We start from the raw sequence: 12,848 nt of genomic DNA on the forward strand, positions 1-12,848 counted from the left end.
ATTCCAGCATGGTCTTTCCTTTGCAGTGACAGAAGACCAGGCCACTGTAGCGCGAACGACGGGGCCAGGCCAATATCAAATCAGGCAGTCACCGATCTCGAAAAGGCATACGATTGATTTCCATCAGACAGTTCCGCTATTTTGTCGAAGTCGTCGATGCAGGCAGCTACTCGCGCGCGGCGGAAAAGTTATATATCGCGCAGTCGGCCCTGAGCCGGCAGATCAAGGAGCTGGAAAGCGAGGTGCAAGCGCTGCTGCTGACGCGCGACGCGCGCCATATCGAACTCACTCCGGCGGGACAGGTCTTTTATGATCGGGCCAAGCGCATCCTCGACGACATCGACGAAACCGTGCGCCAGACGCGCCATGTAGGGCAAGGCGCGCAAGGCATCATCCGCCTGCTGCATTCGAGCTCCGTCACGCTCACGCCCGCCATCGGCGCCGTGCTGAACCGCCTGCTGGCGCAATTCCCCGGCGTTTCGCTCGACGTGTCGAAAGGCTCGTCGGAAAACCAGGCGTTTGATATCGAGGAAGGCCGCGCCGACCTGGGCCTGGTGCGCCTGCCCACCTTGCGCAAGCATGCCAATATCGTCGTGCGCGAACTGTTTGCGGAAAAGCTGGTGGTGGCCGTGTCGGCGATGTCGCCATTGGCCGCGCTGGAGCGCACGACGATCGCCGCCCTGCGCGACGAAGCGTTCGTCTCGATCCCGCACCAGGACCGGGGCGGCCTCAGTTACCTGGTGGCGGGCCTGTGCCTGGCGCAGGGATTCTTTCCGAAGGCGGCGCGCGCCCTGTCGCGCAAGACCTCGCAGCTGAACCTGATCGAGGCCAACATGGGCATCGCCATCGTCCCCGACAGCATGCGCCTGGTGGCGCCGCCCGGCGTGCGTTTTATTGCGCTGCCCGACGAGCAATCGCATTCCGTCGTCGGCCTGATCTCGCCGCGCGCGGCCAGCGGCATGGTGGCCGCGTTTACGGAAGCGTTCGTGCGCGAGATGAACGCATTGGCAACGACGGATTAACCTTCCGCATACAGCGCCGCATCCACGTCGCGCACGGCCGCCATCAGCAGGGCCAGCTTCATGACATCGAGCTTGCCATCGGTGCGCACGCGCGAGCACAGGTCGATGCCGTAGGGCCGCACCTGGCGCAGCGCCTCCGTCACATTGTTTGCATCCAGGCCGCCAGCGAGGAACACGGGACGGGGGCTGGCGCGCACGAAGCGCGCACTGACGGACCAATCGTGTGTGCGGCCCGTGCCGCCCAGTTCCGGAACCAAGGCGCCCGGACGGCCAGAATCGAGCAAAAAGGCATGCACATGGGGCGCGTAGGCGGGGATCAGCGCCAAAGCCTCGGGCCCTTCCACGTGGATCACCTGCACGCGCCGCACATGCGGCAGCAAGCGCGCCAGTTCCTCGACTTCACGCGGGTCGATATGGCCGACGATCTGCACGGTGGATGGCTGCGTGGCGCGCACGTGCTCGGCGATACGCTGCGCCGTCGTCTCGGACGTCAGCAGGAACGTGGCCACGGGTGGCGGCGTCCAGGCGGCGATCTGCGCGATGCGCGCGTCGGGAATCGGACCGGGGCCGGATGGCATGGCCGCCACCAGGCCCAGCGCGTCGGCGCCGGCGGCTATCGCCAGTTGCGCTTCGTCGATGGAAGCGATGCAGCAGATCTTGATGCGGGTTCTCATGGCCTTGCGTGTTCAAATGGAATGATCAACATTACAACACAGGGCGGCGCGCGCGCCAAGACACGCGGTCAAGGCCCCGCACGATAGTGTGCCAGAATGGCGTCATTGCCCACTTCACGAGGAATCCATGGCCGACTACAAAAACCCCAGCTACGTGGCCCGCTCCATGCACCCGCGTTTCGATGAACTGACCTCGCCCGGCGAAGCCGTGCCGTATTCGGGCATCTACCGCTGCGACGGCTGCGCGCACGAGATCGTGTCCACGGAAGGCCACGTCATGCCACCGCAAAACCACCATCAGCACAGCAGCGAGCAAGGTGCTATCCGCTGGCGCCTGATCGTCAGCCCGCGCTGATTGACAGGCGCCAGATGGCGGACGATACTGGATTTATCCGGCATCGCCATTGGAACGTCACGGGAACACCCGCATGCGCATCGTCGATTTTGAAGTCCGCAAGGAGTGCCCGCCGCAGCTGTGCGACTGCGAGCGCGAGCGCCTGCTCGACGATGCGCAGGCGGACCTGTCCATCCTGCGCCTGAACCTGGCGGAAGAAAAGCGCCTGCTGGCGCATATCGAGGGCATCGCCACCCATGCGCAGTTGCAGAAGCTGCAACTGCTGCTGAAGAAAAACCTGGGCGTGGAATTGCAGATCGCGCCGGGCAGCGGCGAAGTGCGCAGCGTGCGCGGCTTCCAGATCCGCCTGCTGGAGCAACCGGGCCTGTGCCGCAAGACGCGCGCCGCCATACCGGCCGCCGTGCGGCGCTGCCTGGCCGCGCATCCCGAGATCGCGTTTGCGATCCTGAATGAAAACGATTTGCTCGGTGGGGTTTAGACGCCGGCGCGGATGGGAATGACCTTGCCCTTCGCTTCGCGCGCCCTTAACTGCCCGCATCCCCCTTCCACATCCTGCCCGGCCGAATCGCGCAATTTGGTCAGCACGCCGCGCGCGTGCAGGGCGGCGGCAATGGCGCGCGCCTTTTCCCAGCTGGGACGCTTGAACGGCAAGTCGTCGATGGTGTTGTACGGAATCATGTTCAGTACCGCGTACTTGCCCTGCAAGAGCGTCACGATGCCGTCCATCTCGTCCTCGCCATCGTTGATGCCTTCCATCAGGGTCCATTGATACTGCACCGGGTAGCCGGTCAGGCGCGCATACGACTCGCCGAATTCCACCAGCTCGCGCGGGGTGAGCCTGGGCGCGCGCGGCAGCAACTGTTCGCGCAACGCCGGCTTGGTCGTGTGCAGGGACAGGGCCAGCGCCGGCTTGACGCGACCCTGCGGCAGGCGCTCGAACGCGCGCGGGTCGCCCACCGTGGAAAACACGAGGTTCTTGTGGCCGATGTTGCCCTCCGTGCCCAGCAGCTCGATCGCTTCCATCACATTGTTCAGGTTATGCGCCGGTTCGCCCATACCCATGAAGACGACTTTTTTCACGGGACGCATGGTGCGCGCCAGCACCACCTGCGCGACGATTTCGCCGCTGGTGACTTGCCGGATCAAGCCGTCGCGGCCCGTCATGCAGAACTGGCAGCCGACGGCGCAACCGACCTGGCTCGACACGCACAGGCCGTCGCGCGGCAGCAGCACGCTTTCCACCGTCTGGCCGTCGTGCAGTCCCACCAGCAGGCGCGCGGAACCATCCGCGCCAGGATGAGTACTGAGCAATTTCAGCATGCCCTGCAATTCGAGGTCGAGCGCAGGCAGGGCCTCGCGCACGGGCAGCGGCAAAAAATCTTCGGCGCGGCGCCGGCCCTGGTCGTGCGGCTGGCCCTGGATCCAGTCGCGCAGCACGCGCTGTTCGTGCAGGGGCTTGGCGCCCAGGGCGCGCAGGCGCTGGCGAAGATGATCGATTTGCATGGATTCCGAATAAAAAAACGGCGCGCAGGAATGAAGCCAGCGCGCCGTGTTACAGGTAAAAGCGTTACACCTTCTTGACGAACTCGGTTTTGAGGCTCATGGAACCGAAACCGTCGATCTTGCAGTCGATATCATGGTCGCTGTCGACCAGGCGGATGTTCTTGACCTTGGTGCCCATCTTGACGACACCGCCGCCGCCCTTCAATTTCAAGTCCTTGATGACGCTGACCGTGTCGCCGTCCTGCAGGATATTGCCGGCCGAATCGCGGTACACCTTGGCGCCCTCTTCCGCCGCTTCCGCAGCCGTGGCCGACCATTCATGCGCGCATTCAGGGCAGATCAACTGGCTGCCGTCTTCATACGTGAATTCGGATTTGCATTGCGGGCATGGTGGTAATGTGCTCATTTTCTTCTCTGTCTGGTGAACAGCGTGTGCTGTAAAAGCCGACATTATACTGCCTACGCCCCGCATCAGCGTGCTTTTTCACCATCATTGTCAAGGCCGGCGAATAATCTCGATGGTGCTGTGGACAATTTCCTCGTGGATGCCGATGCGCGCGCGCAGCTGGGCGGCCGTCAATGCGGCATCGCGGCTGACGACGGACAAGGCGCACGAATACAGCTGCTTGCCGACCCGCCACACGTGCAGGTCGACGATGCGCGGCGTGTCGCCGGCGCTTTCCACTTCCACGGCCTCGCGGATTTCGTCCACCACGGGATGGTCCATCTCGCGGTCCAGCAAGACCTTGCCCGTCTCGCGCATCAGCTTTTTCGCCCACAGCGCCACCAGCACGGCACCGACGATGCCCATCACGGGATCGAGCCACTGCCAGCCATAAGCCCACGCGCCGCCCAGCGCAACGATGGCCAGCACGGACGTGGCGGCGTCGGCCAGCACGTGGATGTAGGCGGCTTTCATGTTCAGGTCTTCGCCGTGGCCGTGGTGATCATGATGGTCGTGATGCTCGTGGCCATGGTGGTGATCGTGGTCGTGGTGGCCGCCGAGGATCAGCGCGCACACCAGGTTGACAGCCAAGCCGAAAGCCGCCACCGCCATCGCCTGCGGATAGTGGATGGGCTGCGGCGACAACAGACGCTCGACGGAAGCGAACACCATCAGCGCGGCCACGCCAAGCAGCAGGATGGCGCTGGTGTAGCCGGCCAATACCTCGATCTTCCACGTGCCGAAGGCAAAGCGGGGGTCGCGCGCATAGCGGCGCGCCGCCGCATACGCAAACGCGGCCAGGCCGATGGCCAGCGCGTGCGAACTCATATGCCAGCCATCGGCCAGCAGGGCCATGGAGTTGTACCACCAGCCGGCGACGATTTCCAGCACCATGGTGGCCAGGGTGATCCACATGACGATGCGCGCGCGGCGTTCCGCCTTTTCGCTGGCCCCGCCAAAGACGTGTTCGTGCTGCCAGGCGGACAGGTCTTCCTCGATATGTTGCAGTTTCATGCTGATCTCTCCGATGGATTATTTGAGGTAGGTGCGCAGGATGGCGGCGATGTCGTCGGCGCCCCTGGTACGCTCGTCGCTGGCAAGGTCGGGACTGGCCACGTGCTCGCGCAAGTGCTCTTCGATCACTTCGGCCATCAGGCCATTCACGGCGCCGCGCACGGCGGCGATCAGCTGCAGCACTTCGCCGCAGTCGCGGCCCTCTTCCAGGCCCCGCTCCAGCCCCTCCACCTGGCCGCGGATGCGCTTCACGCGATTGAGCAGCTTGGTCTTGTTGTGCGATGTGTGTCCCATGATTCCACCTCGATAAATACTATAGGGGGGTATACTATCAGAAAGTCGTCAAGCTGCGTCAGAGCCAAAAAAAGCCGCGCATCCTCGCGGATGGGCGGCTGGTTCAAAGCAACATCGAGCAACATCGGCACTACGGGGCCGGCGCGGCGATTTTTTGCAGCTTGCTGGCCAGCGAGGCATCGGACAATTCGCCCAGGTGGGTATCGACCAGGCGCCCCCGCGCGTCATAAAACAGGGTGGTGGGCAGGGCAGAGGAACCGGCCGCCTTGCCCAGCGCCGCCGCGCTGTCGAGCACCACATTGCGCAGGGTGACGCCGCTCCTGTCCAGGAAAGCGCTGGCCGCCGCCGCATCCTCGCGCTGGTTTGCATATACAAAGACGATATCGGCACGCGCCTGCTGCGCGGCGGCCAGCACGGGCATTTCGCGCCGGCATGGCGGGCACCAGCTGGCCCACAGGTTGACCACCATCGGCTTGCCGCCGGCCAGCGCCGCCAGGGTCGTTGGCGCGCCGTCGAGCGCCTGCAGGGCCACGGCCGGCAAGGCTGTCGGCTTGTCATACGCCAGCCCTAGCCCTGCGCTCAACACGCCCCAGGCCAGCGCGCCGGACGCCACGCTGATGGCCAGCGGTCGGCGCATGGCCGCCATGGCGGGACGCCGGCAGCGCCACGCGGCGATGGCCAGCGCGGCGGCGACGCCGGCCGACGCCAGGAAGCCGCCGTCGCGGATATTCAAAATGGACCAGGGAGCCGCCAGGTATTGTTCATGCCAGCGCAGCACGAACGCCAGGCGCGCCGCCAGCAGGCCGGCGATCAGCAGGTCGGAAACGAGGGGGCCGGCGTCGGGCAGTTGGCGGTAGCGCCGCAGCCACCATGCCACGCCATAGGCGACGCACAGGGAAACGAACAGCAGGACCAGGCCCGTGGGCAAAGCCAGGGGGCCGATTTGCAGGGACAGCATGGGCGCTCTCTATAACGTCGAATGGACGGCCATTGTGGCCCATGCGGATTAAACAGGCATTAATCCGGCGTCAAAAAGCGGCCAGCGCTTCCTTGCGCACGAAATGCATGGCTTGCGGCTGGTCCACCAGCACGCACTGCTTGCCCGTGCGCTTGCAATGGTCATGCACGCGCCAGTAGGCGTCGTGGCTGACGCAGCCCGTCTGGCAAATCACCAGGTCGGCCGCCACCAGACCCGCCTCCAGCGCCGCCACGTCGTCGGCGTCATCGTCGCCGCCAGCATGGTGCAGGAAGCGACCGCCGGCCTGCTCGACGGCCTGCTGCGCCCTATGCGCGCCGTCCGCAGCCTGGCCCGCATCCCGGGCCAAATAGCTGCCCACATACAGCACGGCTTTTTCACGCACGTCGGCCTGCAAGGCTGGCACGGGCAGCCACTGCAGGCGCAGCAACTCGCGCATCAGGTCCTGCACGCGCTCGCTGAGCCACTCGACCTTGCGCGCCAGCCGGGCGCGCGTCGGCAAGCCCGGCACGCTGGCCACCAGATCGGCCAGTGCGTCGCGCGCCAGCGCCAGCTGCGTATCGCGGATCACCACCTGCGCCCGCGCGCGCATCAATTCCGACTCCAGCTGCGCGATGCGCGCCGCCTGCGCGGCCAGCTGCGCACTGCAACGCGCCTGCGCCCGCCCATACTCGCCCATCAGCACGCGATGCTCATGCGCGATCGCGTCCTCGTTGCCATACACACTGCCCATCATGCCCTCCCATCGCTACCCCATGGATACGAATTATAAATGAGAATCATTATTATTTGCGCATGCACATGCGCGCAGCAGGGGTATGCGCTGGCCGCCGGCGTCACGCGGCGGGCGGGCAGGACAGCAGGCGTTGCCAGACGTCGTCCTGCACTTCGCGCACCTGCCGCAAGCCGTCGGCACCGCGATAGATGTCCAGCGTGTTCGGCCAGGCCAAATCGATGAACAACTGCCGTGCCGGATCGATCAGCAGGGACTGCCCCACATAGTTGCCCTTGATCTCGCCCTTGTTGACGGTCAGCAGGCGCGCGCCGCCCGCAAGCGCGCGCTCGTCCAGCGCCACGCCGCTGCGCTCGGCCACGTCGCGCAGCCAGCGTTCGCGCCAGCGCGCCTGCTCCGCGAACTGGCCCTCGGGTGGCCGGTCCAGCTTGACGACGGCCGCCACGGGACCGCCTATGCCCGCCTGCAGCGAAAAGCCCATGCGTTCCTGCAGTTCGACCGTGTAGGCCTCGCCTTTGACGTCGATCTGGTAGCGCCCCGTCCCGTCCTGTACCAGCAGGTCGGCCTGATGGTAGGCAGGTTTGACGCAATTGGCGTACTGATAGACGAGCACATCGAGGAACGGCGGTGCGGCCGGGGTGGACGCCGCCATGGCGGGCGACAGGCTGGCACATAAGGCCGCGGCGGCCGCGTATTTCATCTTGCTCATGCTTGCTCCTGTTCACGTAAAAAGACGATGACGGCCGAAAACACCTGCGGCAGGCCATCGAGTCGCTCATGGTAGCTACTTTGAATATTTCTTTCTGGCACACGATTCAATTGAATCGCGCTTGTTCGATCATTATTTCTAGTGTGTAATCTTGCAAACAAGTCATTACATCAACTGCCGATACGTTTACCTCACCACACGGAGTCCCAGGCAATGTCCGCAATTCTCCATGCAAGCGCATCTTCCTTACGCGTCGATCACGACGGCGGCCAGACAAGATGAACAATCGCCCATTCACCGAGCGGCGCCGCCAGCAATTTCTTGGTGAAGAACTGTATGTCAAAACGCGCAACAATCAATTTGCGCTGATTGCAGGAGGACTGGAAAACAAAAAAGTCGCCGAAACAACGCAGGAGAATGCTTCCGTCCATCATTTTTTGTATCTGGAACTGCTCTGGATCTGGATGCTCGACTATACGGCTGGCGAGCCGATTCATGCGCTGGCGCCGCGCATCGCGGGCATCGTGGATAAGTTTGAAGAATGGAATGCGGTCGATCAACTCTATCAGCAGGATGCGGCGCTTGAGTTTCCAGAGTTTGGGCCCTACGAATATGAGGGAGCACCGGAGTTTTACGTCCTGTCCGACTATCAGGACACCTTGCAACTGCTGAGCATTGCGATCCTGCTGCGCGATCAGCGTTCGGTACTGCGCATCATCCACGTGCTGCGCAGCCACCGTGGCCGCGATGGCCTGTTCGAGCAATTGATCGACGGATATGTGGAGGAGGGACAAGCACTCGACGCCCGCATCATCGCCAGGCCCTATGACACCCTGCTGCAAGTGTTCTATGAGGAGGATGAGGAAGCTACCTTGGCCCTGCTCCAGAAATACCTGAAACAATGGTATCCGGCCATGAAACATCATCCGCGCTGGTACAACGAGCATCTCAATATCAGCGAGGAAGGCTATGCCGGCTACTGGGCATTCGAAGCGGGGGCGACGGTTTTCCTGCTCGACCTGGACGATAGCCAGAGCAGATCCCTGGTATACCCCAGGGATCTGGTCGACTATGCGCGACGGCTACGGAAGGAAGCGCGTTACACCAGTGAAGTTGCATGGCCGCAACCATAATCAGCAAGAGACAAGAATGCAGACGCTGAACGAACAGGATTTTTTGGCCCGGCCCAGGGAAGCGCGGCTGTCCTACGCCATCCACCTTGAAAGCAAGGAAAGCCAGGACGAGTGCTACGACATGGTGGCAGCCGGCTTGCAACAGCCGGCGCACGTGCTGCAACATATTCCACCAGAAAATTTCATGACGGCCACGCGTGAGCGGGCCTGGGATGGCGTCGACCAGCTCGCCCTCGCCTGCAGCGCCGGCCACCTGGTGGACGAGTTGCAGCAATGGTATGAGGCCAGCCGCCGCGAGCCCTGTTACGACAGCCACCGGCGCGACACCTCGTTCCGGGGCTACTGGTCCTGGGAAGCGGCCGCCATCACCTGCGTGCTCGATATCGACGACAGCGGCTATCGCGGCGCGCCCTTCTATCCGGCCGACCTGGTGGCGCTCTGCAGAATGCAAGGGAAAGGTCCCGGCGCATGAAAGCTACCAGCGCCACCACCGTCATCGCCATCGGCATCGCCGTGGTTGCCGGACTCTGCTTTGCCCTGCCCACGCTGTCGCGTGTCGCCAGCAATCCCTTTCCGGGCATTTATTCCATCATCGACCCCGTCACCGGCGAGACCAAGGATGTCCTGAAAGTCAAACCGCTGCTGGGCGAGTACGTGGTACTCGCGCGTCTTACCGGCCACGGACCATGGACAGGCCCCATCTACGCTAAAGTCATGGGCAACGGCGACAGCTATGCGTCGCCGCCACTGTTTCAGCAGGGCCGCATGGTCAGCGCGCTATCGCTGGACGAGATCGGCTACCTCTACCACACGCCGGGCAACAGCGACTCGCGCGTCGGCCCGTCCGATACCGGCTATATCAGCAATATCGCGAGCTTCGGCATTACTCCCCTGTTCCACCGGCCGCTCCTGGCGGGCCACGACGAGCGCGGGGAACGGGGCCGGCACGCGTACACGCCCGGCGCCGGTGAGCGCAAGGTATCGGTCAGCACCTTGAACTACAGGCCGCGCATGATTCAGGTGGGCATCAGTTCCGTCGACAATCCCGACAACGCTGTCGATACCGATCCCCTGAGTCCTTACATGAGCAGCGCCGCCAGCTGCTGCTTCTACCTGCCGGCGCAGGCCGCCGCGCCGTTGCAGGTCAAGCTCGAATATCGCTGGCTGCCCAAGGGCAAACCTGAAGTGCTGGCCCTGACCTTGCCGGCCAACAGCGACGCCGACGAACTGCTGATACTGGTGCGGGCGGATGGCACAATGAGCGTGGAATTTCGCACCCCCGGCAAGGACCTGGATCTGGCGCCTGAGGGCGTCAGATCCATCAATGGCAAGCCGTATCCGCTGCCACCGGCCGCCGAGCGCAAGGCGCGCCTGGCTGCGGAACTGGTGCGAAAAAAACGCTTCTTGAACGATATGTCCAGGCTGCGGGACAAGGCCGCCGGGGAATCCGGCGACGTGGCCTATCAGCTACGCTATCTGATCGAGGAGTACGAGAAAACCATCAGCTATCTGGAAGCGTTTTCCGCCTGCACAGGCACCCTGGCGACGTGCGACAAGCAAGCCACGGCAGCGGCCCGCGCGCCATAGCGCGGCAACGTCCACGAAACGCCATGCCGAACGACATCCTGGCCGCCATGGCAGTGGCCACGGCGACCTTGTCCGGCCCCCGTAGCGCAGGAATGAAGCGCGTGAATGCCGCCTCATAGAAAGCCATGGCCGGAGCGTGCGCCTGCGTCAGCAAGGCCTCGGCGATATCGCGATCGATATCCTGGGCGCGCCAGAACTGATGGCGCGTGTCGTACTCGGCCTTCAAGGCCTGCCGGCGTTCGACCAGGTAGGATTCGAGGATGTATTCCGGCGGCGGCAGCACGTCGGCCACCAGGTCCTTGCCCTGCACGATGCGCTGGTACACGGGCCCGTTGACCTTTAATTCATGCAGCACGCGCAGCGACCAGCCGCCATACACGATCAGGCCCAGCGAAAAGATGGCGACCAACAAGGCCAGCCGGCGCGACAGTTTGACTTGGCGAAGCAGCTGCATGTGCGTATCACCTCGGTTGTCCGGACCATGCCGTCAATGCCGCTGACATAGGCCGCGCTGGCCAGTATGAAATTTCTGCGCGGTATTTGTTGATTATGCAACTTTTTAAGGGGAGTTAGGAGGGATGGAAGAAAAGAATCTATCGCAGGGGCAGAGACCGGCGCATGCGCTTGCCGCCAGTGCCTGAGATGAGGGGACGGCGCTGGCCGCTGCGCGGCCAACGTGCCGCGCGGAGCGCGGTGGTTGGGCGATTCGGAGAGGGTTGGGCCGGCACGGCCCAACCCTTCGAATCCCACCGTTCCGTCCAGACAAACAAAAAAGCCTCCCGCAGGGGAGGCTTTTTTGTTTGATTCTGGCGGAGACGGTGGGATTCGAACCCACGATACAGGTATAAGCCGTATGCATCCTTAGCAGGGATGTGCCTTCGGCCACTCGGCCACGTCTCCTAGCTGATTACTCAACTATGTCTCTGTAGCTAACTGCGCTGCAGCGACGAACGTCATAATATCGACTGCCCCCCCTTTGGTCAAGGGCGTGGGGCAATATTTTTGGATATTTACGCTTTTTCCAGCTCGAACGCTTTATGCAGCGCGCGCACGGCCAGTTCCATGTACTTTTCATCGATCAACACGGAGATCTTGATTTCGGAAGTGGAGATCATCATGATGTTGATGCCCTCTTCCGACAAGGTACGGAACATTTGCGATGCGACGCCGACGTGGCTGCGCATGCCCACGCCGACGACGGACAGTTTCGACACTTTCGCGTCGCCCGTGATGCTGGCGGCGCCCAGCGATTCGCGGTTCGCTTCCAGCACGGCCAGCGCGCGCGTGTATTCGCCGCGCGAAACGGTGAAGGTGAAGTCCGTTTTACCGTCGACCGACTGATTCTGTATGATCATGTCGACTTCGATGTTCGCATCCGCCACCGGTCCCAGGATGTGGTAGGCCACGCCTGGACGGTCGGGCACGCCGAGCACGGTGATTTTGGCTTCATCGCGGTTGAAGGCGATGCCGGAGATGACTGCTTGTTCCATGTTTGTATCTTCCTCAAACGAAATCAGGGTGCCTGAATTGGCTTCTATTTCCAGCGGCAACATCGGGTCGGTCAGCGACGACAGCACGCGCGTGGGCACGCGGTAGTTGCCGGCAAATTCCACCGAACGCGTTTGCAGCACTTTGGAACCCAGCGAAGCCAGTTCCAGCATTTCTTCAAAGGTGATGGTCTTCAGGCGGCGCGCCTCGGAGACCACGCGCGGGTCGGTCGTGTAGACGCCGTCGACGTCCGTGAAGATCAGGCACTCGGCCGCCTTCATGGCGGCGGCAATCGCCACGGCCGAGGTGTCGGAACCGCCGCGGCCCAGGGTCGCGATGTTGTCGTTCTCGTCGACACCCTGGAAACCGGTAATGATGACAATCTTGCCCGCATCGAGGTCGCGCTTGACTTTTTTGTCATCGATCGACTGGATGCGTGCCTTGGTAAAGGCGGAATCGGTCTTGATCGCGACTTGCCAGCCAGCATAGGATACGGCTTGTTTGCCGATCGCCAGCAGTGCCATCGACAATAGGCCGACGGACACTTGTTCGCCTGTCGAGGCGATCATGTCAAGTTCACGGGGATCGGGTTGATCCATGATTTCCCTGGCCAGTCCAATCAGGCGGTTGGTTTCGCCCGACATGGCCGATGGCACCACCACGATTTGATGCCCCGCGTCGTGCCACTTGGCAACGCGCTTGGCGACATTCTTGATACGGTCAGTCGAGCCCATCGACGTACCGCCATATTTGTGGACGATTAAAGCCATAAGAGTGAAGTTTCCGCTCAAGAAGAATAAAAAAGGAGGGCTTTACTCTACATGCCGCAATGCAAAATAACAAGCTAAAAAGCGCATTAGCTCATACCGATTGCGCATATGGAAATAACCAATCCATGCAGTCCAGCTGGCTTGA

16 protein-coding genes and 1 tRNA gene are annotated in these 12,848 nt (G+C 62.7%); 6 read left to right on the plus strand and 11 right to left on the minus strand.

The features are described 5' to 3' along the window. Window positions 1-113: 113 nt before the first annotated feature. Window positions 114-1,022 carry a LysR family transcriptional regulator gene (locus KY494_RS06745; RefSeq protein ID WP_219890377.1) on the plus strand — a complete coding sequence of 303 codons (909 nt, stop codon included), beginning with the start codon at window positions 114-116 and terminating at the stop codon, window positions 1,020-1,022. Here KY494_RS06745 and KY494_RS06750 read toward each other — a convergent pair. After that, window positions 1,019-1,696: a phosphoribosylanthranilate isomerase gene (locus KY494_RS06750; RefSeq protein ID WP_219134865.1), complete on the minus strand. Its 678-nt coding sequence runs from the start codon at window positions 1,694-1,696 to the stop codon at window positions 1,019-1,021. The two genes, KY494_RS06745 and KY494_RS06750, sit on opposite strands and share 4 nt — an antisense overlap. A 127-nt stretch (window positions 1,697-1,823) precedes the next feature. Here KY494_RS06750 and KY494_RS06755 point away from each other — a divergent pair, with 127 nt between their 5' ends. Continuing rightward, entirely contained in the window at window positions 1,824-2,051 is a 228-nt protein-coding gene (locus tag KY494_RS06755; RefSeq protein ID WP_070218305.1) for a hypothetical protein, read from the plus strand. Window positions 2,052-2,124: 73 nt separating this feature from the next. Next, window positions 2,125-2,529: a hypothetical protein gene (locus KY494_RS06760; RefSeq protein WP_219890378.1), complete on the plus strand. Its 405-nt coding sequence runs from the start codon at window positions 2,125-2,127 to the stop codon at window positions 2,527-2,529. On the opposite strand, the gene KY494_RS06765 is transcribed toward KY494_RS06760, so the two are convergent. From KY494_RS06765 to KY494_RS06795, 7 genes are all read right to left on the minus strand, one after another. Then, on the minus strand, window positions 2,526-3,554 hold the full coding sequence (locus KY494_RS06765; RefSeq protein ID WP_219890379.1) for an RNA methyltransferase: 1,029 nt from the start codon (window positions 3,552-3,554) through the stop codon (window positions 2,526-2,528). The genes KY494_RS06760 and KY494_RS06765 overlap by 4 nt on opposite strands. Before the next feature lie 64 nt (window positions 3,555-3,618). Continuing rightward, window positions 3,619-3,960, minus strand: a complete 342-nt coding sequence (locus tag KY494_RS06770; RefSeq protein WP_131686765.1) for a zinc ribbon domain-containing protein YjdM — start codon at window positions 3,958-3,960, stop codon at window positions 3,619-3,621. A gap of 90 nt (window positions 3,961-4,050) precedes the next feature. Beyond that, complete coding sequence (gene dmeF, locus KY494_RS06775) at window positions 4,051-5,013, minus strand: CDF family Co(II)/Ni(II) efflux transporter DmeF (RefSeq protein ID WP_219890380.1); 963 nt, start codon at window positions 5,011-5,013, stop codon at window positions 4,051-4,053. Window positions 5,014-5,031: 18 nt separating this feature from the next. Further along, window positions 5,032-5,307 (minus strand): metal/formaldehyde-sensitive transcriptional repressor, encoded by a 276-nt coding sequence (locus KY494_RS06780; RefSeq protein ID WP_219890381.1) that lies wholly within the window; start codon window positions 5,305-5,307, stop codon window positions 5,032-5,034. Window positions 5,308-5,437: 130 nt separating this feature from the next. After that, complete coding sequence (locus KY494_RS06785; RefSeq protein ID WP_219890382.1) at window positions 5,438-6,265, minus strand: TlpA disulfide reductase family protein; 828 nt, start codon at window positions 6,263-6,265, stop codon at window positions 5,438-5,440. Between the two features lie 70 nt (window positions 6,266-6,335). Next, window positions 6,336-6,875 (minus strand): DUF2325 domain-containing protein, encoded by a 540-nt coding sequence (locus KY494_RS06790; protein WP_258194907.1) that lies wholly within the window; start codon window positions 6,873-6,875, stop codon window positions 6,336-6,338. Between the two features lie 244 nt (window positions 6,876-7,119). Next, window positions 7,120-7,725, minus strand: a complete 606-nt coding sequence (locus KY494_RS06795) for a hypothetical protein (RefSeq protein WP_219890383.1) — start codon at window positions 7,723-7,725, stop codon at window positions 7,120-7,122. A 278-nt stretch (window positions 7,726-8,003) separates the two neighbouring features. On the opposite strand from KY494_RS06795, the gene KY494_RS29630 reads away from it, so the two are divergent. The 3 genes from KY494_RS29630 to KY494_RS06805 are packed head-to-tail and all read left to right on the plus strand — an operon-like array spanning window position 8,004 to window position 10,445. Continuing rightward, complete coding sequence (locus tag KY494_RS29630) at window positions 8,004-8,858, plus strand: PoNe immunity protein domain-containing protein (RefSeq protein WP_308836419.1); 855 nt, start codon at window positions 8,004-8,006, stop codon at window positions 8,856-8,858. A gap of 16 nt (window positions 8,859-8,874) precedes the next feature. Beyond that, the gene (locus KY494_RS06800) at window positions 8,875-9,330 is read left to right on the plus strand and encodes a DUF1911 domain-containing protein (protein ID WP_258194714.1); all 456 of its coding nucleotides are present in this window, start codon (window positions 8,875-8,877) and stop codon (window positions 9,328-9,330) included. Next, window positions 9,327-10,445: a hypothetical protein gene (locus KY494_RS06805; RefSeq protein WP_219890385.1), complete on the plus strand. Its 1,119-nt coding sequence runs from the start codon at window positions 9,327-9,329 to the stop codon at window positions 10,443-10,445. Before KY494_RS06800 ends, KY494_RS06805 begins: the two co-directional genes overlap by 4 nt. Here the strand turns inward: KY494_RS06805 and KY494_RS06810 are convergent. The 3 genes from KY494_RS06810 to KY494_RS06820 form a co-directional block, all read right to left on the minus strand. After that, a complete protein-coding gene (locus tag KY494_RS06810; protein ID WP_219890386.1) occupies window positions 10,360-10,899 on the minus strand; it encodes a hypothetical protein in 540 nt (179 codons plus the stop codon). The two genes, KY494_RS06805 and KY494_RS06810, sit on opposite strands and share 86 nt — an antisense overlap. A gap of 353 nt (window positions 10,900-11,252) precedes the next feature. Next, a tRNA-Ser gene (locus KY494_RS06815) sits at window positions 11,253-11,345 on the minus strand. Between the two features lie 110 nt (window positions 11,346-11,455). After that, complete coding sequence (locus KY494_RS06820) at window positions 11,456-12,703, minus strand: aspartate kinase (RefSeq protein ID WP_219134845.1); 1,248 nt, start codon at window positions 12,701-12,703, stop codon at window positions 11,456-11,458. Window positions 12,704-12,848 lie beyond the last annotated feature (145 nt).

Source organism: Janthinobacterium sp. PAMC25594 (assembly GCF_019443505.1).
In the GTDB taxonomy this organism is placed as follows: Bacteria; Pseudomonadota; Gammaproteobacteria; order Burkholderiales; family Burkholderiaceae_D; genus Janthinobacterium.